Annotated in this window: 24 protein-coding genes; 12 read left to right on the forward strand and 12 right to left on the reverse strand. The window is 56.6% G+C overall.

Annotated features, from left to right (window positions below; genetic code table 11):
* The first annotated feature begins 236 nt into the window (after positions 1–236).
* Positions 237–1,376 carry a quinone-dependent dihydroorotate dehydrogenase gene (locus RRF56_RS15180; protein ID WP_317034011.1) on the forward strand — a complete coding sequence of 380 codons (1,140 nt, stop codon included), beginning with the start codon at positions 237–239 and terminating at the stop codon, positions 1,374–1,376.
* A 205-nt stretch (positions 1,377–1,581) separates the two neighbouring features.
* On the opposite strand, the gene RRF56_RS15185 is transcribed toward RRF56_RS15180, so the two are convergent.
* On the reverse strand, positions 1,582–1,923 hold the full coding sequence (locus tag RRF56_RS15185; protein ID WP_317034012.1) for a hypothetical protein: 342 nt from the start codon (positions 1,921–1,923) through the stop codon (positions 1,582–1,584).
* Positions 1,924–2,336: 413 nt separating this feature from the next.
* Here RRF56_RS15185 and RRF56_RS15190 point away from each other — a divergent pair, with 413 nt between their 5' ends.
* Positions 2,337–3,629, forward strand: a complete 1,293-nt coding sequence (locus tag RRF56_RS15190; protein ID WP_317034013.1) for a glycosyltransferase — start codon at positions 2,337–2,339, stop codon at positions 3,627–3,629.
* Positions 3,630–3,747: 118 nt separating this feature from the next.
* Here RRF56_RS15190 and RRF56_RS15195 read toward each other — a convergent pair whose 3' ends face one another.
* Entirely contained in the window at positions 3,748–5,571 is a 1,824-nt protein-coding gene (locus RRF56_RS15195; protein WP_317034014.1) for a cation:proton antiporter, read from the reverse strand.
* Positions 5,572–6,234: 663 nt separating this feature from the next.
* Here RRF56_RS15195 and leuA point away from each other — a divergent pair.
* The gene (leuA, locus tag RRF56_RS15200; protein ID WP_317034015.1) at positions 6,235–7,935 is read left to right on the forward strand and encodes a 2-isopropylmalate synthase; all 1,701 of its coding nucleotides are present in this window, start codon (positions 6,235–6,237) and stop codon (positions 7,933–7,935) included.
* An 87-nt stretch (positions 7,936–8,022) separates the two neighbouring features.
* On the opposite strand, the gene RRF56_RS15205 is transcribed toward leuA, so the two are convergent.
* The gene (locus RRF56_RS15205) at positions 8,023–8,562 is read right to left on the reverse strand and encodes a GAF domain-containing protein (RefSeq protein WP_317034016.1); all 540 of its coding nucleotides are present in this window, start codon (positions 8,560–8,562) and stop codon (positions 8,023–8,025) included.
* A 339-nt stretch (positions 8,563–8,901) separates the two neighbouring features.
* Between RRF56_RS15205 and RRF56_RS15210 the strand changes: the two genes are divergently transcribed.
* A complete protein-coding gene (locus RRF56_RS15210; RefSeq protein ID WP_317034017.1) occupies positions 8,902–9,114 on the forward strand; it encodes a DUF2945 domain-containing protein in 213 nt (70 codons plus the stop codon).
* Positions 9,115–9,207: 93 nt separating this feature from the next.
* Here the strand turns inward: RRF56_RS15210 and RRF56_RS15215 are convergent, their stop codons facing one another.
* The 4 genes from RRF56_RS15215 to RRF56_RS15230 all read right to left on the reverse strand — a co-directional run bounded on the left by RRF56_RS15215 (position 9,208) and on the right by RRF56_RS15230 (position 11,618).
* Positions 9,208–9,555, reverse strand: a complete 348-nt coding sequence (locus RRF56_RS15215; RefSeq protein WP_317034018.1) for a carbon dioxide-concentrating mechanism protein CcmK — start codon at positions 9,553–9,555, stop codon at positions 9,208–9,210.
* Between the two features lie 135 nt (positions 9,556–9,690).
* Positions 9,691–10,002 (reverse strand): BMC domain-containing protein, encoded by a 312-nt coding sequence (locus RRF56_RS15220; protein WP_317034019.1) that lies wholly within the window; start codon positions 10,000–10,002, stop codon positions 9,691–9,693.
* 50 nt (positions 10,003–10,052) lie between these two features.
* Positions 10,053–10,640 (reverse strand): hypothetical protein, encoded by a 588-nt coding sequence (locus tag RRF56_RS15225; RefSeq protein ID WP_317034020.1) that lies wholly within the window; start codon positions 10,638–10,640, stop codon positions 10,053–10,055.
* 42 nt (positions 10,641–10,682) lie between these two features.
* Positions 10,683–11,618 (reverse strand): nucleoside hydrolase, encoded by a 936-nt coding sequence (locus RRF56_RS15230; RefSeq protein WP_317034021.1) that lies wholly within the window; start codon positions 11,616–11,618, stop codon positions 10,683–10,685.
* 130 nt (positions 11,619–11,748) lie between these two features.
* Here RRF56_RS15230 and RRF56_RS15235 point away from each other — a divergent pair, with 130 nt between their 5' ends.
* On the forward strand, positions 11,749–12,720 hold the full coding sequence (locus RRF56_RS15235) for an S-layer homology domain-containing protein (RefSeq protein WP_317034022.1): 972 nt from the start codon (positions 11,749–11,751) through the stop codon (positions 12,718–12,720).
* A gap of 136 nt (positions 12,721–12,856) precedes the next feature.
* Here the strand turns inward: RRF56_RS15235 and RRF56_RS15240 are convergent, their stop codons facing one another.
* Positions 12,857–13,177 carry a TMEM14 family protein gene (locus tag RRF56_RS15240; RefSeq protein WP_317034023.1) on the reverse strand — a complete coding sequence of 107 codons (321 nt, stop codon included), beginning with the start codon at positions 13,175–13,177 and terminating at the stop codon, positions 12,857–12,859.
* 566 nt (positions 13,178–13,743) lie between these two features.
* On the opposite strand from RRF56_RS15240, the gene RRF56_RS15245 reads away from it, so the two are divergent.
* The 3 genes from RRF56_RS15245 to RRF56_RS15255 all read left to right on the forward strand — a co-directional run bounded on the left by RRF56_RS15245 (position 13,744) and on the right by RRF56_RS15255 (position 17,566).
* The gene (locus RRF56_RS15245) at positions 13,744–14,766 is read left to right on the forward strand and encodes a glycosyltransferase (protein WP_317034024.1); all 1,023 of its coding nucleotides are present in this window, start codon (positions 13,744–13,746) and stop codon (positions 14,764–14,766) included.
* Between the two features lie 148 nt (positions 14,767–14,914).
* Positions 14,915–16,402 (forward strand): NAD(P)/FAD-dependent oxidoreductase, encoded by a 1,488-nt coding sequence (locus RRF56_RS15250; protein ID WP_317034025.1) that lies wholly within the window; start codon positions 14,915–14,917, stop codon positions 16,400–16,402.
* Positions 16,403–16,633: 231 nt separating this feature from the next.
* Complete coding sequence (locus RRF56_RS15255) at positions 16,634–17,566, forward strand: glycosyltransferase family 2 protein (RefSeq protein WP_317034026.1); 933 nt, start codon at positions 16,634–16,636, stop codon at positions 17,564–17,566.
* Here the strand turns inward: RRF56_RS15255 and RRF56_RS15260 are convergent.
* The 4 genes from RRF56_RS15260 to psaK form a co-directional block, all read right to left on the reverse strand.
* The gene (locus tag RRF56_RS15260; protein ID WP_317034027.1) at positions 17,517–18,467 is read right to left on the reverse strand and encodes an HAD family hydrolase; all 951 of its coding nucleotides are present in this window, start codon (positions 18,465–18,467) and stop codon (positions 17,517–17,519) included. The genes RRF56_RS15255 and RRF56_RS15260 overlap by 50 nt on opposite strands.
* Positions 18,468–18,515: 48 nt before the next feature.
* Entirely contained in the window at positions 18,516–18,998 is a 483-nt protein-coding gene (locus RRF56_RS15265) for a response regulator (protein ID WP_317034028.1), read from the reverse strand.
* Positions 18,999–19,083: 85 nt separating this feature from the next.
* Positions 19,084–19,206 carry a hypothetical protein gene (locus RRF56_RS15270; RefSeq protein WP_317034029.1) on the reverse strand — a complete coding sequence of 41 codons (123 nt, stop codon included), beginning with the start codon at positions 19,204–19,206 and terminating at the stop codon, positions 19,084–19,086.
* A gap of 777 nt (positions 19,207–19,983) precedes the next feature.
* Entirely contained in the window at positions 19,984–20,259 is a 276-nt protein-coding gene (psaK, locus tag RRF56_RS15275; RefSeq protein WP_410510489.1) for a photosystem I reaction center subunit PsaK, read from the reverse strand.
* A 174-nt stretch (positions 20,260–20,433) separates the two neighbouring features.
* On the opposite strand from psaK, the gene RRF56_RS15280 reads away from it, so the two are divergent.
* The 4 genes from RRF56_RS15280 to thiD all read left to right on the forward strand — a co-directional run bounded on the left by RRF56_RS15280 (position 20,434) and on the right by thiD (position 24,279).
* Positions 20,434–20,859 (forward strand): hypothetical protein, encoded by a 426-nt coding sequence (locus tag RRF56_RS15280; protein ID WP_317034031.1) that lies wholly within the window; start codon positions 20,434–20,436, stop codon positions 20,857–20,859.
* Positions 20,860–20,959: 100 nt separating this feature from the next.
* Positions 20,960–21,820 carry a cell division protein FtsQ/DivIB gene (locus RRF56_RS15285; RefSeq protein WP_317034032.1) on the forward strand — a complete coding sequence of 287 codons (861 nt, stop codon included), beginning with the start codon at positions 20,960–20,962 and terminating at the stop codon, positions 21,818–21,820.
* Between the two features lie 309 nt (positions 21,821–22,129).
* Complete coding sequence (gene ftsZ, locus RRF56_RS15290; RefSeq protein ID WP_317034033.1) at positions 22,130–23,461, forward strand: cell division protein FtsZ; 1,332 nt, start codon at positions 22,130–22,132, stop codon at positions 23,459–23,461.
* Positions 23,462–23,463: 2 nt separating this feature from the next.
* Positions 23,464–24,279 (forward strand): bifunctional hydroxymethylpyrimidine kinase/phosphomethylpyrimidine kinase, encoded by an 816-nt coding sequence (gene thiD, locus RRF56_RS15295; RefSeq protein WP_317034034.1) that lies wholly within the window; start codon positions 23,464–23,466, stop codon positions 24,277–24,279.
* Positions 24,280–24,288 lie beyond the last annotated feature (9 nt).

Genomic DNA, 24,288 nt, shown 5'->3' on the forward strand with positions numbered 1-24,288 from the left:
GTCGTGATTGCTGTAGACTCCACCCAGATCTGCTCAGTGATCACAAGCAACCCATGAGGGCTGCTTTAATGAAAGAAGACTGCAAGACCAGCACAGCCCTCTTAACCTCAAGACCACCAACCGTTGTGCTCACCTGGCGTGCTCCTTGGTGCAAAAAGCCACAGACAGCCAGAATTATGCCTGTAGCCTGAATATCAGTTTACCCCGCCCGCCGTTTGCATTCACCAATACAGTCTGTGAAAGATCCCTACCGTCAGATTGTGCGCCCGCTGCTATTTCACGGCGTCACCCTAGATCCTGAGTTCCTCCACCGCCGCGCGATTAACCTGCTGACCTGGCTGGGTCAATCTCAAAAGTCAGGGGTGGCGGCCCAAGCCCACCCCTGGCTACGGCAGCAATTTTGCCTTGCCGACCCCCGCCTGGCTCAGACCTACTGGGGACTGCCGTTTGCTAACCCCTTGGGCCTAGCGGCAGGGTTTGATAAAGATGGTGAAGCGGCCCCAGTCTGGCCTCTGATGGGCTTTGGCTTTGCCGAGTTAGGCACCGTCACTCGCCACCCGCAGCCGGGCAATCCCCAACCCCGCCTATTTCGGCTGGTGAAGGATGAGGCAGTGCTTAACCGCATGGGCTTCAATAACCACGGTGCAGCGGCCCTGGCAAAACGACTGGCCACCTACTGGGCCTCGGCCCGGCCCACCGTGCCCATCGGGATTAACCTGGGTAAGTCTAAGGTGACGGAGCTAGCCGATGCCGCTGAAGACTATCGGTTTAGCTTTCAGCAGCTCTACCCCTACGGCGATTACTTTGTAGTGAATGTGTCGTCGCCCAATACGCCAGGGCTAAGGTCGCTACAGGCCACCGACCAACTCGCGCCCATTTTGGCCGCCCTGCAGGAAGAGAACCGAGATCACAAGCCCATTCTGGTCAAAATTGCCCCTGACCTCGCCTATCCTGACCTTGATGCGGTAATTGATCTGGCCCTAGCCCACGGTCTAGCGGGCATTATTGCCACCAATACCACCATTGCTCGTACCGGGCTACAAACCAAAACCCTGCTACAAACCGGCAACGCCGTTGCTGAAGAAGCGGGGGGAATTAGCGGTGCTCCTCTGCGGCAGCGCTCTACCGCCATCATTCATTACATTTACCAGCGCACCGAAGGCAAACTACCGATTGTGGGGGTAGGGGGGATTTTTACCGCTGCCGATGCCTGGGAAAAGATTGCTGCCGGGGCCAGCTTGCTCCAGGTCTATACCGGTTGGATCTATGAAGGCCCATGGATGGCGCGCCGAATATTGGAAGGCTTGTTGACCCAGTTGGAAGAGCACCGGCTGACCACCATCGCCGAGGCGGTAGGGCTGAGCCACCGGAGTTAAGCACAGATGCCAATTGGTTTAAATATCGATTTAGGAAGGTGGATTTATTAAAGTGAAAGTCTTAGGTAGGGGCGTAGGCGATTGGGTCAAGACAGGCTAGAGGCCCATCCCACAAGAGGGTATCCCTTTGATCCTTTGGGGGTCTCTGGGGAAGTCTTGTGGGATAACCGTGGCAGCCTGGAGACAACCAGACTTGGGCTAGAGGCTATTTACGGCCTGGGGTAATTTTTTCGACCAGATCTTTAGCGTTGTTCACCACCCCCCCTTCCTCGGGGTTTTGTTGACGGTACTGCTTGAGATTGGCTTTGTATGCTTTCTGCACCCCGTTGGGGTCGTCGATCACATCTAGGGCTTCTTCGTAGGCCTGCTCTCGGGGTTCTTCAGTCATCACCTGATCGACTGGGGTAGAGGGGCTTTGGGCTTGGGCCGCGTAGGCAGGCTGGTGGGCCATCATCAGCCAGCTAGTGATGCTGGCGAAACCCAGCAATACGAGCGATCGCAAACGACGGCTAGAGACTGATTGAATCAACGAGATCAGACGTTGCATAGGGACTCCTAATGCTGGGGATAGTGGGACTTATCGTAGAAAACTGCGTTTTTGCAGAAAATTGAGGGGAATATGGTCTCTTGATGACAAAAACTAGCTTAAGCTGTATATTACGCAACCAATTGTCCCTGTTGCTCTACCGACAGACATAGGTTGTCGGCTGAGATTTACTGAGCATAGGCGAGTTGCAGCAGCGGCAATCTAGCCCGATCGGCTGGTTAGCACGGCATTTTAGAATTGTGAAACCCCTCTGGTGCGGTTTCTGCCTAGGTACCCCGATCGTTTACGGCGGGAATCGGCTGCTGTAGGATAAGGCTTGCGTAAATTTCGGCCAGGTTCAGGCATTAGCGCTCGATTGATGCAGCGATCTAGGGCTCGGGCTTCCGGAAAACTTGGTCTATCGTGCCGTTGCCATGGTTCCTCAATCCCCGTTGCAGAAGCTTCAGTCTTGCCCTAGCGGCCCATTGCAAATTCTGCCCCTGGCAGCGCTAGGCACGATCCCGAGAGGCGTTGTAGACAGAGACGCAGTAGACAAAGGCACGACCGAGACCCGGTTTGATTTGAAGACCGTGACGCTGTCGTTAGCCATACCGACCTACAACGAGGGTCAAAATATTGGCCCGCTGGTACAGCGCTTAACAGCGCTGCTCGATGCGGCTTTGCCCAATGACTACGAGCTGATCGTAGTCGATGACGACAGCCCCGATTTAACTTGGCAGCAGGCGCTAGCCTTGACGGCTACCTACCCCCAGCTGCGAGTGATGCGTCGCCAGGGGGAGCGCGGGCTGTCTTCGGCGGTGATTCGAGGCTGGCAGGGGGCTCGCGGGCAAATATTGGGCGTCATTGATGCCGACTTACAGCATCCGCCAGAGGTGCTGCTTGGGTTGCTAGAGGCGATTCAACAGGGAGCAGATTTGGCCGTAGGCAGTCGCCATGTGGAGGGCGGCGGCGTTAGCGAGTGGAGTCTGGCTCGGCGGGTGCTGTCGCGGGGGGCACAAACCGTAGGGCTGCTGCTGCTGCCCAATGTGGTAGGCCGGGTGAGCGACCCTATGAGTGGTTACTTTATGGTGCGGCGAGAGGCGATCGCTGGCCCCCTGCTCAACCCCAAGGGCTACAAGATTTTGCTAGAGGTGCTAGGGCGCGGCGACATCGGTGCGATCGCTGAGGTGGGCTACGTGTTTCAGGAGCGCCGGGAGGGGGCTAGTAAGGTCACCTGGCGGCAGTACATCGACTACATTCACCACCTGCTGCGGCTGCGGCTGGGGGGCAAGCTGTCACAACTGCACCAGCGGTTTCCCATGCAGCGGTTTGTGCGATTTGGGGTGGTGGGCCTGAGCGGCGTGGTGGTGGATATGGTGATTCTCTACCTGCTGCACAGCACTCTGGGGCTGCCGTTGACCCGCAGCAAAATTATGGCGGCTGAGGTAGCGATTATTAACAACTTTATTTGGAATGATGCCTGGACCTTTGCCGATGTCAGCATGCTGCAAAAGGGGTGGTCGGCTCGGCTAAAGCGGTTTTTCAAGTTCAATGCGATTTGCTTGGCGGGTCTCGTACTCAATGTGCTAATGCTGAGAGTCATCTATGACCTCGTGTTTGGTCAGCGCTGGCCCTACCTGGCTAACCTGGTGGCGATCGCCATTGTTACTTTCTGGAATTTTTGGCTCAACCTCAAGCTGAGCTGGCGGGTGACTCAGGTGAAGTGAGGGGTATCTGGGGTCAGGTCAATGCCGATTGAGCAAGAGTCATCTGCGCGACAGCGGGCTGCCTGGCATTGAGACCCGCTCACGGCCAGCAATTGTAATATCTAGTCACAGACAAGCCCTAAGCTACCGTCTTTGCCTTGTCGGCGATCCCCTGATCACCGATCACCAGTCCACCGCTGGTATTTACCCACGACCCCTCGCCCACCTGAGGTACCGGGCGAATGCTGCGGTAGCGGTCTTGGCGAATCCAGTCCAGCACTGACTGAATTTCAATTGACTTTTCTCCTAAGGTATTGAGCAGGTGCGATCCCAATTCTAGGGCGGCTTCAAACTCGGGCTGCACCACTTCCCTGGCTCCTAGCTGAGTAAGCACGTCGATTTCTTCGTTGGTGTGCGATCGCGCGATGATATCCAGCTCTGGTGCCCTAAGCAGCGCCCGTTGCAGCACCAAACGGGTGGTTGTAGGGTCGGGCAGGGTAATGGCCAGGGCTTTGGCGGTTTCTAGATAGGTTTTCTCCAGCACCAGTTCACTATCGGCGTCGCCGTAGACAAAGGGAATTTGCACCAGGGGGGCGTGGCGGTTGCGCAGACGCTGAATCGCGGTTTCGCTGTTTTCGACCACCAGCACCGAATAGCCCCGGCTGAGCAGCACATTCACCAGCACCTCGCCGACCCGGCCATAGCCCGCCACAATCACGTGGTCGCGAATGTCGCCGGGCACCGACAGCAGTTTGGGTTCTTCCGCCTGGTTGAGAAAATCCTTGAGCACCGGCAGATTGTGTAGCCAGTCGGCCACCTTGGGGGCCAGGTTAATCCACAGGGGGGTGAGCATCAGCGAAATGGCGATCGTGCCCAGCAAGAGCGAGTAGCGCTGCTCGGTAATTAGCCCCAGCTCTAGCCCCATTAAGGCCAGCACAAAGGAAAACTCGCCAATTTGGTTGAGGCCAAAGCTGGCCTTGACCGCCGTTTTGAGCGAATAGCCAAACCTCATCACAATGGGCAAAATAATCAGCGCCTTGCCCACCATGATCAGGGCCACCAGCTCCAAAATTTTACCCAGGTTGTTGAAAATTAGATGGGGGTCGATCAGCATGCCGATGGAGGCAAAAAACAGGCAGGCAAAGGTGTCGCGCAGGGGTAAAATTTTGCCCAGGGCCTGATCGGCGTAGTCGATTTCAGAAATCATTAACCCGGCAACAAAGGCCCCCATAGCGATCGAGAGACCCAGGATGGAGGTCACCCAGGCAATGCCCAAACAGAGGGCGACTACCGTGAGCAAAAACAGCTCGCTGCTCTCGGTGGCGGCAATGTGCTGAATCAGCGGCGGCACCACCCAGCGGCCCAGGGCGATCGCCCCCGCCAGAAACAGCCCAAACTTGAGCGCTGCGATCGCCAGGGCTGGCCCTAGGGCATCGGGCTGGTTAAGCACCGGCAGCACCGCCAGCATGAGGCCTAAGGCAATGTCTTGGGCAATCAGCAGACCCAGCATCACCTGGCCGTGGACCGTGGCGGTTTCGCCGCGATCGGTCAGGGTTTTGAGTACCACCGCTGTGGATGACAGCGACAACACCAGCCCCAGGAAAATGCCCTGAAGCACCGAATCGGCTGTGCCTGACAACAGCGACACCGAACACACCAGCAGCGTGGTGAGGCCAATTTGTAGCAGGCTGCCCTTGAGGGCGATCGCCCTTACCCGTTGTAGCTCCGTGAGCGAAAATTCGACCCCCAGAGCAAACAGCAAAAAGGCAATGCCCACCTCCGCCAGCCCCTGAATTTGCTCTACGTCGGTCTGAAGGCCCAGGCCAAAGGGGCCAATCACCAGTCCGGTGAGCAGGTAGCCCAGCAGGGCGGGCTGCTTGAGGCGATGGGCAATATAGCCGCCAATAGCAGAACACCCCAAGGCCAGGGTGAGATCAAGGACGAAGTTTGGTTCAGCGGTCATATAGGGGCGCGGTAGGGCAATGAACTCAGTGTCTGTAGGCAGCAGAGTCTACAAAACCCCCTGCACCAGTAGACACAGGGGGCATACAAGCAGTCAGAGAATGCCAGGGAGGTTGCGTTTCCCCAACGTGATCGATCAGCTAATTAAAGCAGCTAGATGCTCAGCTTCTATTGTCACCAATTGGGGGTGAGTATGCTATCAAAAGCGTGATTTCAGCCCAGTTTCTCCCCTAAACAGGACTTGAGCTCGCACTGTTCAAACTTGGCTGGAGACTGCCTCGATCGCGATCGCGCCCTTGACGCCAATTTTCTGCGCAGTTACGATGCTCTTGTTGTGCAATTTTGCGCCGTCACCGTTTGATGTTGTCTTTGCAGCTATCCCTCGCCCCTCTCTTCAGCCTGCTACTAGGGCTGGGACTGCTGCTGCGCCTTGGGCGCAACTAATTTTTAAAACAAAGGCGAAATGCCCTGAATAGTTTCCCTCCCCAGGTCCCAGGCTTTGCCTAGACCTAACTACCGCATGGGAGTTCTGGCAAAGCAGCCTTTGCAGCTGAAAAATGCTGGTGACTTTTAGGCCCTATAGGGTGGGAAATGCCCACCATCCCGCCAGGTGATGTTTAGAAATCACCCAAGTATTGCTATCTAATATTCGAGAGATCTCCCCATGTTGACCAACCCCGCCGAAAAATACCGCCCCTTTGCGCCGATCGCATTGGCCGGCCGTACCTGGCCCAATTGCACCATTACCCAGCCCCCGATCTGGCTCAGCACCGACCTGCGCGACGGCAACCAGGCCTTGATCGAACCCATGTCTGTAGAGCAAAAGCTGCGGATGTTTGAGCTGCTGGTAGCGATCGGCTTCAAAGAAATTGAGGTAGCCTTTCCCTCCGCATCGGAGACCGACTTTAACTTTGTGCGCCGCCTGATCGACGAAAACCGAGTGCCCGACGATGTGGAAATTCAGGTGCTGACCCAGGCGCGGGAAGACCTGATTCGCCGCACCTTTGAGTCACTGGCGGGGGCGAAGCGGGCGATCGTGCACGTCTACAACGCCACAGCACCGGTGTTTCGGCAGGTAGTGTTTCGCCACAACCCCCAGGAGACAATTGCCCTAGCCGTAAGCGCCGCGACGCTGATTCGCGATCTGGCGGCAGAGCGACCCGAAACCCAGTGGCGCTTCCAGTATTCGCCGGAGGTGTTTTCGCAGACGGAGCTGGAGTTTGCCCGCGACATCTGCAATGCCGTCCTTGACGTGTGGCAGCCAACCCCCGATCGCAAAGCGATCATCAACCTGCCCGCCACGGTAGAAAGTGCCACCCCCAACGTATTTGCCGACCAGGTGGAATGGATGCATCGCCACCTGGCCTACCGCGACAGCGTCGATTTGAGCGTGCATAACCACAACGACCGGGGCTGTGCGATCGCCGCCGCCGAACTGGGCCAGATGGCTGGGGCCAACCGGGTGGAGGGCTGCCTGTTTGGTAACGGCGAGCGCACCGGCAATGTCGATATCGTCACCCTGGCGCTGAACCTCTACACCCAGGGCATTCACCCTGGCCTCGATTTCTCGCAGATTAACGAGGTGGCCCGTGTGGTCGAAGACTGCACCCAGTTGCCCATTCACCCCCGCCACCCCTACGTGGGCGATCTGGTGTTTACCGCCTTTTCGGGCTCTCACCAGGACGCGATTCGCAAGGGGTTTGCCGCCCGCAACCCTGACGACCTGTGGGATATGCCCTACTTGCCATTGGATCCGGCAGATCTGGGCCGCTCCTACGCGTCGGTGGTGCGGGTGAACAGCCAGTCGGGCAAGGGGGGGATTGCTTTCTTGCTGGAGCGCGACTACAACCTCAGCTTGCCCCGCCGGTTGCAGATTGAGTTTAGCCAGGTAGTGCAGCGAGCCATGGATGCCACGGGCAAAGAGATGACTGCCCCCATGCTGTGGAACTTGTTTGAGCAAGAGTATCTGCGGGCCAATGCGCCGTTTAAATACGTGACTCACCACTGGCGCGACGATGAATCCCCATCGGCTATTTCCACAACTGTGGAATTGAGCGGCACCGTGCTGACTCGTCAGGGCCAGGGCAACGGTCCCATTGATGCCTTTGTAGATGCGCTCGATCTGGGCATTCGGGTACATAGCTATGAGGAACGGGCCATCGGCCACGGTAGCGATGCCGATGCGATCGCCATGGTCGAAATTGCCGCCGACTGGCTAGGGGGCACTATCTATGGGGTCGGCATCCACAGCAGCATTGTCACCGCTTCGCTGCTGGCGGTTGTTAGCGCCGTCAACCGAGGGCTGGCAACGATTACACCCGCGCAGCGGCAGGCAATTTTGCCGTTGGCGGTTCCTGTGACTTAAGGGGGCACCCTCACCGCCTAACAGCCAGACTCCCCCCGTCCTAGGGCAATTCTCTAGCCAGGCATGATGGGTCACCATCATGCCTGGCTAGAGAATTGCCCCGTTGAGTGGGGGTTGATGAGCTTGCACATAAGCTAGGGCTAGGGGTGTGAGCCAGGCGACGGCTTGGTCGATCACTTGGCGATCGCCCTGGCTCCACACCCGAGGAACGCCAAAGACGCAGGCTTGCAAAACGCCCCACAGGGTTTGGGCCGAACATAGATGGGCATGCACTAAAGCCCTGTGGCCAAAGGTTTCGCGCTCAAACTCACGGTTCAAAACCTCTGGGCTAGCCCGCTCTACATCTTCCACAAAAATGCTGGGCTGGGCCTGAAGCGCCGCCGCAAACATTGGATCCTCTGTGGCCAGAGAAGGGGCTTCCGGTTTCCAGTCAGGGTCGTAGATGAGGGGTACCGATCGTTGCTTTCTCCAGCAAAACGGCACTCGCCCCAGGTGAGTTTCGGGAGAGCGCAGGTAGAGAAAGACGCGATCGCACCGCAGCTGTTGCCCCAACATCGCCAAAACCTCTTCCATCACCAAGGCAAAGTTTGGGTCACCAGGAGACACGGCTGGAAAGTAACAGACCATAGGTTTAGGCAAATTTAGACAACGTGCTCATCCGGTTGTGATGAAGTACTGGCATTGTGGGCACTCAAATACCTTAAACGCTCAACCCCACGGCCTATCCCTAACCTAACTCAGGTTTTGATCTCATACTTAAGGCAGAAGTGCTGCCGTTTCTAATGTCAAAAGAACGAGGTGAAAGCAGGTTTAGCAGTTGGTCAATGGGTGGCGGTTGGTCAGCGGAGTAGGCGAAAAAGAACGCCCAACACCCAGATATGACCAGCGAATGATGTAGAGCACAGCGAAATTACCTAGCTTGTCTACAGACCAAGCAAACGATCTATCAAAACCTAAGCGATCGCCATGGCACAATCTTTCAAACCAGGAGATCAGGTCTCTTGGAACACAGCTCAAGGCAAAACCGTGGGCAAGGTGGTCAAAAAGCTGACTTCGCGCACCGAGATCAAAGGCCATACGGTAGCGGCCTCTGACGATGATCCGCAATATCTCGTAGAGAGCGACAAGACCGGTAGCCAAGCCGCCCACAAACCAGACGCGTTAACGAAGGAAAACTAGTGTCTGCGGGGGCTTAACTCTCCTTAAGCCCCCACAGTCAACCCCAGGGCGCTTCATCACACCGCCCGCCCCAGGGTTTGCTAAAGACCTGTTCTAGCGACCGGTGGAGCCGGGCAGAATAGGTTGTTCTACCGCCAGGCGGTAGATCTCGGTCTCCTCGTTAAACTCGATGGGCAGCACGGCCACAACGTTTTCGTGGGGACGGGGAATAATCACCCAGGTTTCGAGAATGCCACCGGGAGTTTTTTCGGCGGCTTCTACTCCAGCGGCCATGGCCGCCTTAACTTCGGAGACATCACCACGAATGTTGATGGCGAAGCGGGCACTACCGGCACGAATGTAGCCGATGAGCGTCACGCGCCCGGCTTTAACCATCGCATCGGCGGCGGCTAGCACCGGGGGAAACCCTCTGGTTTCGAGCGACCCGACAGCCTGTGGCATGGTTGTACTCCTGAGAAAGTTTTGTGGGTAAAAAATTCAACCTTCATTGTACGGGGCGGTGGTAGCGATCGCGCCGTGTCGATTTATTAAAGACTATGGGGGGGTTGTAACAGCAGAGCTTATACCCGGCAGGGCCTATACCCGAAATGGTTCTGAGGCCGAGGTAAAGCCAATCGGCAAGATCGCGTCGATGTTGTCGGTGGGGTTAGGGATGATCACGTGGGTGGTGACTTCGGCCAGATTGGGGCAGGCATTGGCGGCGACCAGGCCCGCTTCCATAGCGCGCTTAACCTCAGCGACTAAGCCACGCACCACCACAAACTGCCGCCCGCTCTCGGAGCGATCTTGCACAGAAATGGTGACGTTGCCTGCCTTCACCATAGCGTCGGCGGCGGCCAGTACCGCTGGAAAGGTTTGGGTTTCGATGACGCCGACTGCGATCGCCATAGGTCTGCTCCTGCGGTGTGGTTTAATGTTGAGCCCTGCTCAACATTAAACTACACCTTGATGCCGCTGGGTTCTCCGGCGGTGGCGATGATGCGATCGCAGCCCGACTCGGGCTTGGCCCAGTCGCAGTGGCAGTCTTTGGGGTCACCCCAACACAGGCTGAGGTAAAGCTCGGTGCGGGTGGCGGCTAGCTCGGCCCATTCGCTGACAGCGATGAGCTGTTCTATCGCCTCTAGAGTTGTAGGTTCAGGCTGGTTTCCGGCCATCCACAGGCGTAGCCCATCGATAGACTGTCGCCAAAAGTCGAGGATGGCGGGCCGGGCGGCGGCCAGGGCCGCTTTATCGGCGGGGATGGCAATCAGCTGAGGGTGCAGCTCGGGCACGCGAAGGCTGCGGCCCTGAAACTGGCAGGTGTGCCATACCAGGCCCGATACACCGTGCTGGTGCTGGTAGGCGTGGATCTGGGCACGAAAATCTTGAATAGCAAATACTTTACTGAGCTTGTCGGCCCCGATCGCCTTCGACAGCACTGGGTTATCAATGCGATCGGTGGAGGACAGCACCACCCGCTTGCCCTGCCAAGTAGCGCGAAGTTCCTGATCGAGAAAATCTAGGAGTTGTTCGGTGGTGTAGCTCATGGGGCTATTTTATCAAGCGCTACGGCGGAGTTTTGTGTTCGCCTATAGTTTCCCCAGCCGTTCTGTCAAAAGCGAGTAGATACCGACGGCGTGGGCTGTTTCAAGCACGATGGCGTTGGCGGGCGCGGCGGCCGTGGGGCAGGGGTTGGCCACGGTGCGGCCCAAACACAGCGTCCCCTCGGTTTCAACCGCCAGGTGCATGGGTCGGCCAGAAAACAGCTCGGGGCACAGCAGGTAGGCAATCACGCAGGGGTCGTGGAGCGGCGGGGCGACCAGATTATGACGTTCAATATCGATCTGGCCGTAGTAGCGCAGCATGCCAGCGGCGGCCTGACCCACGGGGGTACGCAGCTGTTCGAGAGCCGCTAGGCGATCGGCGGTCGTCACCACCTGGTGGGTGACATCTAGACCCACCATCGTCAGAGGAAGGCCCGCATCGATCACTACCTTAGCCGCGTGGGGATCGACATAGAGATTAAATTCGGCGGCGGGGGTAATGTTACCGCCGCCCAGAGCACCGCCCATCATCACCACCTCGTCAATGCCCTGGGCAATGTCGGGGCACTGAATTAGCGCCACTGCCAGGTTGGTCAACGGACCGAGGGTAGCCAGGGTAATGGGAGTTTTCGTAGTGGTGAGACGTTCGATTAAGTAGGCAACGGCGTGCTGAGCGGGCAGCGGCAGGGTGGGTTCGGGCAGATCGGCCCCCTGCAAACCCGTCGCGCCGTGGATATCTTCGGCGGTGGTGAGCGATCGCACCAATGGGCGGGGGCATCCTGCATACACTGGCACATCGGTGCGCTGAGCCAGGTGACCAATGCGGCGAGCGTTAGCCGTTGTCAGCGCCAGGGGCACATTGCCCGCCACCGTGGTAATGCCCAGCAGATCAAACTCGTCGGGGCTAGCGAAGGCAAGCAGCAGGGCGATCGCATCGTCCACCCCAGGGTCACAGTCAATGATTAATGGTCGAGGTGGCATAGCTATAGTCCCAGGGAAGCTCTATAGCTATAGCAGGGTGGCACAGCATAGCCAACAGGGGCGACCGGGGCTGCCCTAGAATACGGGTAAAGGGTCTTGATAGATTTCACTGTTTAAGGAGGTTGCCCCCTTGTCTGCTGCGCTTCGTCTCATGGCTCTTATGGTATCTGGGCTGGGGCTGCTGCTGGCCACCGGTTGTGCTGGCAGTCAGCTGCAACAGTCTTTAGAGGCCGACCCTCAGCTGCAAGATCGGCCCGTCTTTAGCGACGAAGAACCCGAAGTCGTCGAGCCTGTGGCCGAGGCAGAACCAGAAGACTCCACCCCCCGTGGCGACGGCAGCGCCAGCACCAATCCACCACCGCGATCGACCACCACGGCCCTCCTCGCCGAGGTGCCCGACGATCTACGCCCCTACGTTCAAGACTGGCTGGCTTTGGGCGTAGTTGAGCGATCGCTTGAGCAGCCCGCCAGCGAGTCGGCCCCGGCCCTTGAGTTTCAGCCCAACGAAACCATTACCCGGGCAGAATTTGCCCACTGGTTGCTGACCGCCAACAACCAGTTTTACCAAGACGTACCCGCCAAGCGTATTCGCGCCGCCCGTGGTAGCGCCGACCCTGCCTTTCAAGACGTGCCCGCCTCGCACCCTCACTTTGCCGCTATTCAAGGCTTAGCCGAGGCCGGCATTATTCCCAGTGCCAAGTCCGGCAACGCCACCGCCGTCACCTTTCGGCCCGACGCCCCGCTTACCCGTGAAACCCTAGTGCTGTGGAAGGTACCCCTAGATACCCGTGCCCCCCTACCGACCGCCAATGCCGAAGCCGTCACCACCGCCTGGGGGTTTCAAGATACTTCCCAGGTCGAACCATTGGCCCTGCGGGCCGTGTTAGCTGATCACCAAAACGGTGACTTCGCCAACATTCGCCGCGCCTTTGGCTACACTACCCTCTTGCAGCCCCAAAAAGGCGTCACCCAGGCCGAGGCTGCCGCCGTGCTATGGCGTTTTGGCGATCAAACCGAAGGCATTTCGGCCAAAGATTTGCTCCGACAGTCTTCCCCCCCCTCAGGTTCCCCAGCACCGAGTAACTCTACAGACTCTCTTTAATTGCTAAATCTATTGGCCTTGCCGTTTGCGATCGCACGAAACCCGCCCCCTAGGCGACTTCTGGACAACTTTCTCCCTAATGGTGGGCAGTGCCCACCCTACAGTGGCGGTTTGCGATCGCCCAGAACCCGCCCCCCTAACGCCCTCCCACAAGCGACACCCCCATGCCCACAAAGGCCAGCACCCCGGCCACAATCATGATGGCTGCGGGCATAGCTTTGCGAGTCTGCACCCAGCGGCGCACAAAAATCACCACTAGAGCTGCGGTCACCCCCATGGCCATACCCGCACCACCGGGAGAACCCACTTGCCACAGCCAAGCCCCCACCAGCAGCAGCACAGCGCTAACCAAACCGCTAATCAGTGAAACTTTGCTGCGGGCTTGGGCATAGCCGATTAGGCCGCCGATCGCAGAGAGGGCCGCGTAGGCGATCGCATAAAGAGCTCCAGTAGGCATGGTTGGGCGCTTCAGTTTGAGCAGAACTTAAGGACATCTGTAGGCTACCGAGGTTTTTGGTACCACACAACCCCGGCAGACCTTGGGGGCATAGAACCCAACCATGGTGTACCTACTAAATCAGGAGTCGCTACAACGCAAGCCTTAACCGGCCAAACCGTTCATAGCATTACAGACAGGTTCTTGCATGCACCAACACCCTCGTCCGCATCTACCAAGCGACAGAGATCGATAAGAGCGGTCGTTCCAGTCAGTGACAAGGGTCTAGAAAGGCCTGCGAAGATAATCATGAAGGATTGGTAAAGATAAGAAATCTCCGATGATCAGGCCAAAATGACCGTGTTAGGTTCACAGAAATCACGCATTTGAGAGTTAGCCATCAAAAAACTCCCTGGAAGAACCACTTGGCCAAGATTTTAAACCCGATATTAGAAACACACAGCACTGCTTAAGCGCTTGATAGTTAATTTAAGTTAGAGGATAATGTCAATGTTAGTGGCATTTAATCATCGCCTAAAACAGCATTTTTAGGTAAGTCTGGGCATGATTTTAGGAGTCACTGATCAATGAGTGTTGATATAGACCATATAGTCCCCAGGCTGACAATTTCTGTTGTCATTCCCGTGCACAACGGCGGCGAGAGTTTTCGTCGCTGCCTTAACAGCTTGAAGCAGTCTAGCCAACAGCCCGACGAGATTATTGTGGTCGCCGATGGCGATACCGATGGTTCGTGGCAATTGGCCAAGGCCTTTGGAGTCAAGCTGTTTCGGTACGACTCAGCAGGCGGTCCAGCCCGCGCCCGCAACCAGGGTGCCAGTATGGCCCAAGGTGACATTTTGTTCTTTGTCGATGCCGATGTTACGGTTGGCCACGACACCATTCTCAACGTCGCAACGGCGTTTCAACAAGACCAAAACCTGGCCGCGCTCATTGGTTCCTACGACGACCAACCAGGGGCCGACAATTTTTTGTCACAGTATAAAAATCTGTTCCACCACTACACCCACCAGGTGTCGTCAGAAATTGCGTCCACCTTTTGGGGGGCCTGCGGGGCCGTTCGCGCTGAGGCCTTTAAGGCCGTAGGCGGGTTCGACGAACGCTACCTCAAACCCTGCGTCGAAGACATTGAGTTGGGCTACCGGCTGAAGCAGGCGGGATACAGCATTCGTCTATGCAAGCATATTCAGGTTAAACACCTTAAGTGCTGGCGGCCCATCTCGCTGTTGCGAGCCGAAATTTTCTACCGTGCCCTCCCCTGGACTGAGCTGATTCTTAACCAGCGCCAGCCCATGAACGATCTCAACCTAGATTGGTCGAATCGCTTGAGCGTGGTGCTCAGTTTTGTTTTAGTAGGGAGTTTAGCAACCCTCTGGGCTTTACCTGGACTGGGACTAGTGGCGATCGCCTGCGCCCTTAGCCTCTTAATCATCAATCGTCGGGTCTATCACTTTTTCTGGCGCAAGCGGGGAGGGCTATTTACCCTGTGCGTGATTCCGTGGCATTGGTTTTACTTTATCTACGGTGGTGCAGCCTTTGCCTACGGCTCAGTAAGGTATCATTTCCGAAAGCTATCTTGGCTAAAAACCTAAGCAGCTAACGGCCTGGTATTCATCGACTAACCCTTCCTTACACCTGAGACCCGCAACAAAGTTGCTTGATCTGCGTCGAGAGTATTAGCATTTAAGAGTATATCTAAGTCTCGCAGTCTACAATTGTTTTTCGGAGATTTGAAAATCGATGGACTCTTCTCCCGTAGTTATCATCGGTGGTGGCCCAGCCGGATTGACCGCAGGCTATGAATTAATGAAGCATGGTCGTAAGTCAATCGTGCTGGAAAAAGCCGATAAGGTAGGTGGTATTTCTCGCACTGAAACCTATAAAGGTTATCGCTTCGATATCGGTGGCCACCGCTTTTTTACTAAAGTAGACGAAGTAAAGGTAGTTTGGAAAGAAATTTTAGGTGATGATTTCATCCAAACACCTCGGCTATCAAGAATTTATTATGACAACAAATTCTACGACTATCCATTATCTTTATTAAAAACCCTAAAAAATCTAGGCCCAGTTACTAGTGCTCTCATTCTATTCAGCTATTTAAAAGCCAAAAGTCGTAAGTACTTAGCTCAAGGCGTTGAGCCTGAAACTTTTGAAGAATGGGTGATTGATTGCTTTGGTGAACGGCTCTACCGCATTTTCTTCAAGACCTACACTGAGAAGGTTTGGGGCATTCCCTGTAGCCAGATTCGAGCCGATTGGGCTGCTCAGCGCATTCAGAATATGTCACTTAAGCAAGCAGTTCTCAATGCGGTCTTTGGCAATCAAAATGCTAAAAGCCTGATCAAAACCTTTGACTACCCTCGCCTCGGCCCAGGCATGATGTGGGAGCGCTGCCAAGACCTGCTGAATGTGCATGGTTCACCGGTACATCTCAACACCGAAGTGGTACGAGTTGAGCGCGAAGGCACACGTATTACTAAAGTAGTAGCCAAAACAGGAGACCAAACCTTTGATTTAGTCGGCGATCACTTTATCAACTCAATGCCGATCGCCCTGTTGGTGCACCGACTTGACCCATTGCCTCCGGAGGAGGTACTCGCGGCGGCACGGGGGTTAAAGTATCGCGATTTCTTAATTGTGTCTTTGGTGATCGACAAGCCCGATCTTTTTCCTGATAACTGGCTCTACATTCACAGCCCTGAATTTAAGGTGGGACGCATTCAAAACTTCAAGAACTGGAGCCCAGAAATGGTGCCTGATCCGAGCAAAACCTGCCTGGGAATGGAATATTTTTGCAGCGAAGGAGACGATCTGTGGGAAATGCCCAATGATCAGCTGATCAAACTGGCCTCCCAAGAGATCGCCCGTCTAAGCCTAGGGGTTGAAGCAGAAGATGTAGAGGATGGCTGCGTTATTCGCCAGTTTAAGGCCTACCCGGTGTATGACGGCGAATATCGTCAGCATCTTAAGGTGCTAGAGGACTACATCAAGACGTTTGAAAACCTGCAAACGGTAGGCCGCAATGGCATGCATCGTTACAACAACCAAGATCATTCCATGTTGTCGGCGCTACTAGCAGCTAAAAATATTGTGGGCGAAAGCCACGACATTTGGAATATCAACGTTGAGCGTTCTTACCACGAAAACTTTACCGACCAAGAATGGTCGAAGATAAAGCAGGGCAATGGAGTAGCTTCTACCGATCGCCCTTTATCTCAAACGGTCTAGTTTGACCTGCATAGGCAGTTCCAGATAGCGGCTCTTGAAAGTCGTTGCTAAAGCATAGTTGATGTCAGTGACTCCTTGGGCGGCTGCCGCAAAGCCAACGCCATGCTCCAATCTTGCTCAAAGCCCGGTCAAAGACCCCAGGGCCTAGAGCTAATGATTCATTAGGAACATCGTTAGCGCACTATCAGGACGACGCCACCTGTACCGCACCATCCCTGTGAGATGTCATCTATGTCAGCCTATTTCTTTTCGATTGTGATTCCCACCTACAACCGAGCTGAGTATTTGACCCGCTGTCTAACGGCCCTAACTCAGCTCGACTACCCGCGCGATCGCGTTGAGGTGGTGGTAGTAGACGACGGCAGCGCCCAATCTATGGCCTCTACCATAGCCCCTTTTAGAAGCACCCTTAATCTCACCCTGCTGCGTCAGACCAACGGCGGCCCCGCCCGCGCCCGCAATGCCGGGGCCGCCCAAGCTCAGGGCCAATACCTGGTCTTTACTGACGATGACTGCCAGCCCGCACCCGACTGGCTGCAAGCCCTAGAGGCCCAGCTGCAAACCCAGCCCCAGGCCCTCGTCGGCGGCCACACCATCAATGCCCTTCCTGACAATCTCTTTTCAACCGCCAGCCAGGTTTTAATCGACTACCTCTACGACTACTACAACACCCATCACCAGCCCAGCTTTTTTGCCTCCAACAACTTTGCCATGGCCACAGAGCAATTTCGGCGGTTGGGCGGGTTCGACACCGCCTTTTCCCTGGCTGCGGGGGAGGATCGCGAATTCTGCGATCGCTGGCTTCAGCATCTCTTGCCGATGGCCTACGCTCCGGGCATGCAGGTCTACCACACCCATCACCTGTCTCTCAAGCGGTTTTGGCGACAGCACTTTAACTACGGTCGAGGAGCCTACTGTTTCCACCAGGTTAAAGCTCGCCGCCAGGCAGGTCAGGTCAAGGTAGAGCCCCTGCGGTTTTACTGGCAGCTGCTCACCTATCCTCTTCCCCAGCGCCCCCTGGGCCAAGGCCTAGCGCTGTCGGGCCTGCTGATGTTGTCTCAAATAGCTAACATCCTGGGCTTTTTCTGGGAACGCAGTCAGCAGGCATCGCTGGCTACCCCACAGCCGATAGAGGCACCGCCACCGTCGGGAACGGTTGGCTAAAGTCTCGCTCAGCCTCTACCATCAGCCCACCTCGGGGCAAATCTGCCGGTAGCACGCCCGGCGGCGATCGCCGCATTAAGCTAGCGGGGGCAGGGTTTACCGAGGCGATCGGGGACGGCAGGTTGGCATTGATCAGCAGCGTCAAGCGACGGCCTGGGCCGCTGGCGGTGTACCTTAACACCGCCAAGTCACTGAGGCCATTCCCAGCCGCCAGCACCGGTCGCCGCCCCAGATGCCGGTGTAAGACATTTACTGCCTCCTCAGGCGGAGCAATACTACCCAGGCTCGCCAAATTGACCAGATCAGCTCGCTCTGCACAAAACTTCAGACGGGTGCGGGGGCTGTTGCCAATCACCCGCTCAGGCGGCAGTCCATAGCATACTGCTGCTGCCACCCGAGCAAAATCGAGACTGCCAGAGGTCAGAATATAGGGAACAAACCCGTGCTCCGTCAGGTAGGCCAGCAAATCTTGCATGGGTTGAAAGTAACAGCTCCCCACAGGCCGACCCAGATGAGGATGAATAGCGCTGCCCCACCAGTCTTGGGCTAACGCTGCGCATTCTTCGGGCGTCAGCCCGGCATGAATCTCGTCAAATAGCGCTAGCAGATCTGGCTTGCTCACCGTTTGCAGGCTGACATAATCTTGCTCTAGCAGGGCTCTAAAGGGCTGTCGGTTCGCGACAGCCGGGGTCTTAGGGGCCAGCGCTTGAATTTGATCGATCAAAAAGTAGCACTGCAATGACATTGGGCAGTCGGGCCAGAGGGTGCCATCGTCATCGAACACAGCAATGCGACTGGCCCGATCGACAAAATCGGGATGCCTGGGATTGGTGACATCGGCTACAAAGTCTAGAATGGCCTGCCGAGTGGGGGTTAAGTGCCAAGAGGGCAGTAGAGACATAGGGTGCAAACAACAGAAAAACCACTGGGAGAGAGAGAGTGGTCGCGGCTAGCAACCGCCCCTAGCCTCGGGCCAACCCAACAGCACAGCGATCTGACGGCCCAGGGTAACTGGGTCAAAGGGCTTGGGAATCACACCCGCGATCGCCATCTGCTGAAACCGGGCGTAGTCTCGGGGCATCACCTGAGACGTCAACAGCACAATCGGGCTTTGGCGGGTGAGCGGGTTGGCACGAAGGGCGGGTACTAAGGCAAAGCCCCCCAGCCGAGTTACCGAGACCTCTAGCAAAATAGCATCCCACAGCGGCGAGTTAACTGCATCGAGATGACTAGGATTTTGACAGGTCGTCACCTGCCAGCCCTCAAATTCTCCCAGGGCATCTTTTACCAAACAGCAGATATCCGGTTCATCATCAATCAACAGCAGTTGCCGAGCCGGAGCTGAGGCAGAAGCGATAGCGCTATGGATCCGTACCACACTGCTCGACTGTGAAACCGGCGACGTAGGCTTTAGGGCAAATCGGTTGGCCATACTGTTCGACAAGGTTTTAAACCTGAAGTGAGTTGTGTCATAGGAAGAAATAGCTACAGGGAACAGGTTTAGGCTAAACGCAAATCTAGATCTGGAGTCCAGCGATCGCTCCGGGTTGGCAGGAGTCTGACTCGGGTCCGGCTAACGCTTCCATGACAGTTGGCCCTTTGCCCACCGCCGCGATCGCGCTAAACCGACCCGATAGCACCGTTGCCAGGTCAATCCATAAGCAGGCTTGACCCGAAGTAGAACTAACATAATTTGAGCAGCCGTTAGACGTCTACTCAAGATCGCAAGATACTTTTGTAAGCTAAAATCTGCTGGCTTGACGTTTACAATTTGGGTGAATTTTGGTCGTGTTAGTGTTCACCCAGCCCTGTCAGGCTCCCTATCAGGGGAGCCGTCTACCGCCACCGCTCCCACCGGCGTCTAGCGCTGTGCCGATACCACCCTGCGGCAAAATTCCTAGTCGGCCATTTTTGTTATGCGTTCAATGCTCGGCAGATGGACCAGTCGAGTCTGCGAGTGCCGATCCTTAGTCTCTAACAAAAGGTGCTTGAGCAAACTACCGTTCCCATCGACAACTCTTGAGTGCAGAGTGAACTGCTACCCCTGGGCCTAGTCGATCGCCGCAAGGGCCATATACAAGTCAAAAACTCATCTATCGGGCCGTGTTTAGCCCCGACTGAATACAAGAACAACTCGACAGGCTACGGCCCTATGCCACTACCCTCAACGCCTGGGTGACATCAGACTACACCGACGAGTCAGCGCCTCAGCCGCCTCGATGATCGATTTTTGGCTGCTAGCCAAGAACTTGACTGTCGCGAAGCCCTGGCTTAGTCCGAAGCCGATCGCCTGGCCGAGGTAGACGCAAGACTGACCTAGAGCCCCAGCGCACCCTAGAGCAGCCGCGCCACCTCCACCGACGGCGATCGCCAACTATTCTCTTGACCTCAAATGTCTTGACCCCAAAGGCGCTGCGCTAGAGCACACCCAAGTTGGCCAGACCCAAAATTGCCCCGGCACCAAGCAAGTGGCCAAAGCTAGTGGTAGCCAGCACGGCGGGCAGACCAAAATTACCAAACAGAGAGGGCGAGGGCATCGCTGGCGGAGCGCTAGGATACTTGATCGTGAGCCTGCCAATGACAATGGCCAAAATATTGCAAAGGATCATGACCGCTCCCACCGTGGGGCTCCAGCTAGGGGTGTGGGGAACCGCCGCCAAAATAGGTAAAAATACCAATGTACCAGCCTCCATAACGTGAATTAAGTCAGCAGGTTGCCTGCTTAAGGCTTACTTTTCCACGGGGGCGGGATGTTCCGTTACCCGCTGTAGTAAGACTTTACATTTTGGTAAGCCGACCCAGGCTTTAGGATACAAGGCATACCCCCCGGCTCGCGCCGGTTGCTCACTCATTTCCCAATAACCCCCATGGAACGAGGACTGCTGTGGCTGCCCCTACTGGCAGTATTTATTGGTTTAGCTTGGGCCGGCTGGCACGAATTTCAAAAGGTGCAGGCCTATGAGGCCTGGGCCACCGAGTTCGATCGCAGTAAGTATGACATTCGCTCAATGCTGGGGCAGCGGGGCGACGACCTCACCTGGGGCCGCCCCACCCGCCAAGGCCCCATTGACTTAACCACCCTATCGCTGCACGAGGTGGCCACCCTTCAGCTAGAGATTGACGGTCAGCCGGCGGCTGACGATGTTGACTCGGCCAAGGGCACCATTGAGTTGGCGATCGCCACCACCAGCGGCGAAACCTACCGCATTCCCTTTACCGACCCCGATTTAGCCAGTCGGTGGGAAAAAGCGTTGCAGGAATCTCTACAGACGCTAAAATCGGCATCAGCCTAAAGGCGGCCCAAAGTCAGCAGAGGTTTCAGCCCGATTGACTCCTGCGGCCAGCGTTTTGTGGCAGCTCCTATCCCTGGGCTAGCAGCTCTACCCCGATGCCATGACCCGCGTTTCATCCCTTTCCCGCGACGAACTCAAGACTCGACGGCAAACCCTCCGCCGCCGCCGGCGAATTTCGATTAGCCAGGCGTTGTGGCGATTTTGGGCTTTGACGGGCCTCACGGCCACCATCTTTTGGGGAGCGACCCGCCCCGTGTGGCTGATCGAGAGCCCAGCTCAGATCAATGTCAGCGGCAACCACTTGCTCAGCGATGAGACCGTGCAGAGCCTGGTACCGCTGGCCTACCCGCAGCCCCTGATGAAGGTCGAGCCAGAAATCTTAGCTCGACAGCTGCGCGATCGCGGCCCGATTGTGACGGCCGAAGTCACCCGGCAGTTGCTGCCGCCCCGCCTCAATGTACGGGTGCAGGAGCGCGTACCCGTGGCACTGGTGCTGCCCGTCGGCAATGCCGACACCACCGATGCTCAATATCTTCAGGCTGGGTTTCTCGATGCCCACGGGGCCTGGATGCCCCTGGCTAGCTTTGGCCTAGGCAGCGCCTCTCCACAACTACCGACTTTGCAACTGCGGGGCATTCAGACCCAGTACCAACGCTACTGGCCCCAAATCTACGAGACCATCAGCAACAGCCCCGTCACCATTAGCGAAATTAACTGGCACGACCCCAATAACCTGGTGCTCGAAACCGCGTTGGGCACCGTCTACCTAGGCCCCTACAGCCCAGAGCTAGAGCAACAGCTGGCCACCCTCGACAAAATGCGCAACCTCCCCAACCAGCTCTCTGACACCGAGGTGGCCCGCATTGACCTCAGCAACCCTGAGGTGCCGTCGGTCGCCGTAGTAGACGCTCCTAGCCCAGCAGCCCGAGCAACATCAACCAATTCAGGATCCACTCCTTGAATCGTCTAGGAGAGTCATCTAAAAGAATTGTCTAGGGCGATCGCTCAAAGGATTGGCCTTAGACCCTTTCACCAACCAGGGCTTTTTGCCACTCAAAATTGACTCCATATATTTGGGCTGGAGCGGTTATTTTTCTAATTTCAGTGGTTAAATCAGGTAGTTTAAGACTTGCCAAGGCAATTTGTTTTTTTTCAGCGAAGTACTCTATAGTTGTCTAGAATCAGCTGGGGTTTAGATTTTTAGGGCTTAGGTGCTATCTTCGGTTATCTAGTACGGGTAATTAATATATTGTCTACGGCCTCAAATTCTATGCTTCCTGACGATCCCCACGGCAATGGTGCTGGCCACAGCGATGCTGGCTACGAGGCTTACTCATCTCACCAAGCTGAGTCTGCGACCTCGGATCCGCGTTCGTCGGCTGATGCTGTGACCGCCTTCGCTAGCCCGTCTAACCCATTTAGCCACGGCGAGCTTAACTCCAGTCAACCCCATAATGCCAGAGCTATGCCCGGAGAAACGTACACCAATAACTCGGCTTTGCCCAGCAGCGTCGCCCGCATTAAGGTAATTGGGGTCGGTGGTGGCGGCTGTAACGCCGTCAACCGCATGATTAGCAGCGGCCTCGCCGGGATTGAGTTCTGGTCAGTTAACACTGATGCCCAGGCCCTCGACAACACCACCATGACCAACAGCCTGCACATTGGTCAAAAGTTGACCCGTGGGCTAGGGGCGGGGGGCAACCCTGCTATCGGCCAGAAAGCCGCCGAAGAGTCGCGCGAAGAAATTGCCGCCGCCCTAGAAGAATCTGATCTAGTCTTTATCACCGCTGGTATGGGGGGCGGTACCGGTACGGGGGCTGCCCCCATTGTGGCAGAGGTAGCGAAGGAAGCCGGTGCCCTTACCGTAGGTGTGGTCACACGCCCTTTCACCTTTGAGGGACGCCGCCGCATGAACCAGGCCGACGAGGGCATTGCCGCCCTCCAGGGCCGAGTCGATACGCTGATTATCATCCCCAACGACAAGCTACTTTCGGTGATCTCTGAGCAGACCCCCGTGCAGGAAGCCTTCCGCACCGCCGACGACATTTTGCGCCAGGGGGTGCAGGGCATTTCTGACATCATTACCATCCCCGGCTTAGTCAACGTCGACTTTGCCGACGTGCGCGCCATTATGGCCGATGCGGGTACGGCGCTGATGGGCATTGGTATGGGATCGGGCAAGTCGCGGGCGCGGGAAGCGGCGATCGCAGCGATCTCCTCTCCCCTACTCGAATCCTCCATCGACGGTGCCTCTGGGGCAGTGTTTAACGTCACGGGCGGATCCGATCTTACCCTGCATGAAGTCAATGCCGCTGCCGAGATCATCTACGAAGGGGTTGATCCCAACGCCAACATTATCTTTGGGGCCGTGATCGACGAGCGCATGCAGGGTGAGGTGTGCATCACCGTGATTGCCACCGGCTTTAACACTCGTGCCGGGGCTCAGCCCGAGATCGAGGTGGCCCGCGTTACCCCCTTTAAACGCACCCTGGCGGCTCCTCCCATTACCCCTCCGGCTAGCAGTGGGGGGAGTGGCGGGTTGGGAGCCGGGCTCGACATTCCCGAATTTTTGCAGCGGCGGCGACCCAACAACAACCGTTAGCCATGACCCTGCCGCCCTCATGGCCTGCGGCCCTCACCATCGCTGGCTCAGACAGTGGGGGTGGGGCTGGTATTCAGGCCGATCTACGAACCTTTGCCTTCCACCGAATTCACGGCACCAGCGTGCTGACCTGTGTTACCGCCCAAAATACGTTGGGGGTCACGCGGGTCGATGCGCTGTCGCCTGAAGCCGTCATCGCCCAGCTCGATGCGGTGACCGGCGACATTGCCGTGCAGGGTATCAAGACCGGCATGCTGCTGAATGAAGCCATTATTCAGGCAGTGGCTACAGCCCTAAAATCCCTGCCCAGCAACATTCCGCTAGTGGTCGACCCAGTGATGGTGTCGCGTACTGGGGCACAGCTGATTGACGATGGCGCGATCGCCACTCTCACCCGCCGCCTGATTCCCCAGGCCTGCATTCTCACCCCCAACCGCTACGAGGCCCAGCTGCTCAGCGGCTTAGACATTGCGACCTTGGCCGATATGGAAGCGGCCGCCCGCAAAATCCATCAGCTCGGCCCCCAGGCCGTCTTGGTGAAAGGCGGCGGCATGACCGCTGACTTACGCAGTACCGATATCTGGTATGACGGGCGCGAGGTCGTAGTGCTAGAGGCAGAAGTGGTAGAAACCAAGCACACCCACGGCACCGGCTGCACGCTGTCGGCGGCGATCGCCGCTAACCTAGCCTTGGGAAAAGACCCCCTCACTGCCGTCCAAGCCGCCAAAGACTACGTGACCAGCGCCCTCAACCATGCTCTGGCCATTGGCCAAGGCCAAGGCCCGGTGGGTCATTTCTTCCCGCTTCTAAACGAGTAGACGGGGTTT

Origin of the sequence: Nodosilinea sp. E11 (assembly GCF_032813545.1) — a bacterium.
Classification (GTDB): domain Bacteria; phylum Cyanobacteriota; class Cyanobacteriia; order Phormidesmidales; family Phormidesmidaceae; genus Nodosilinea.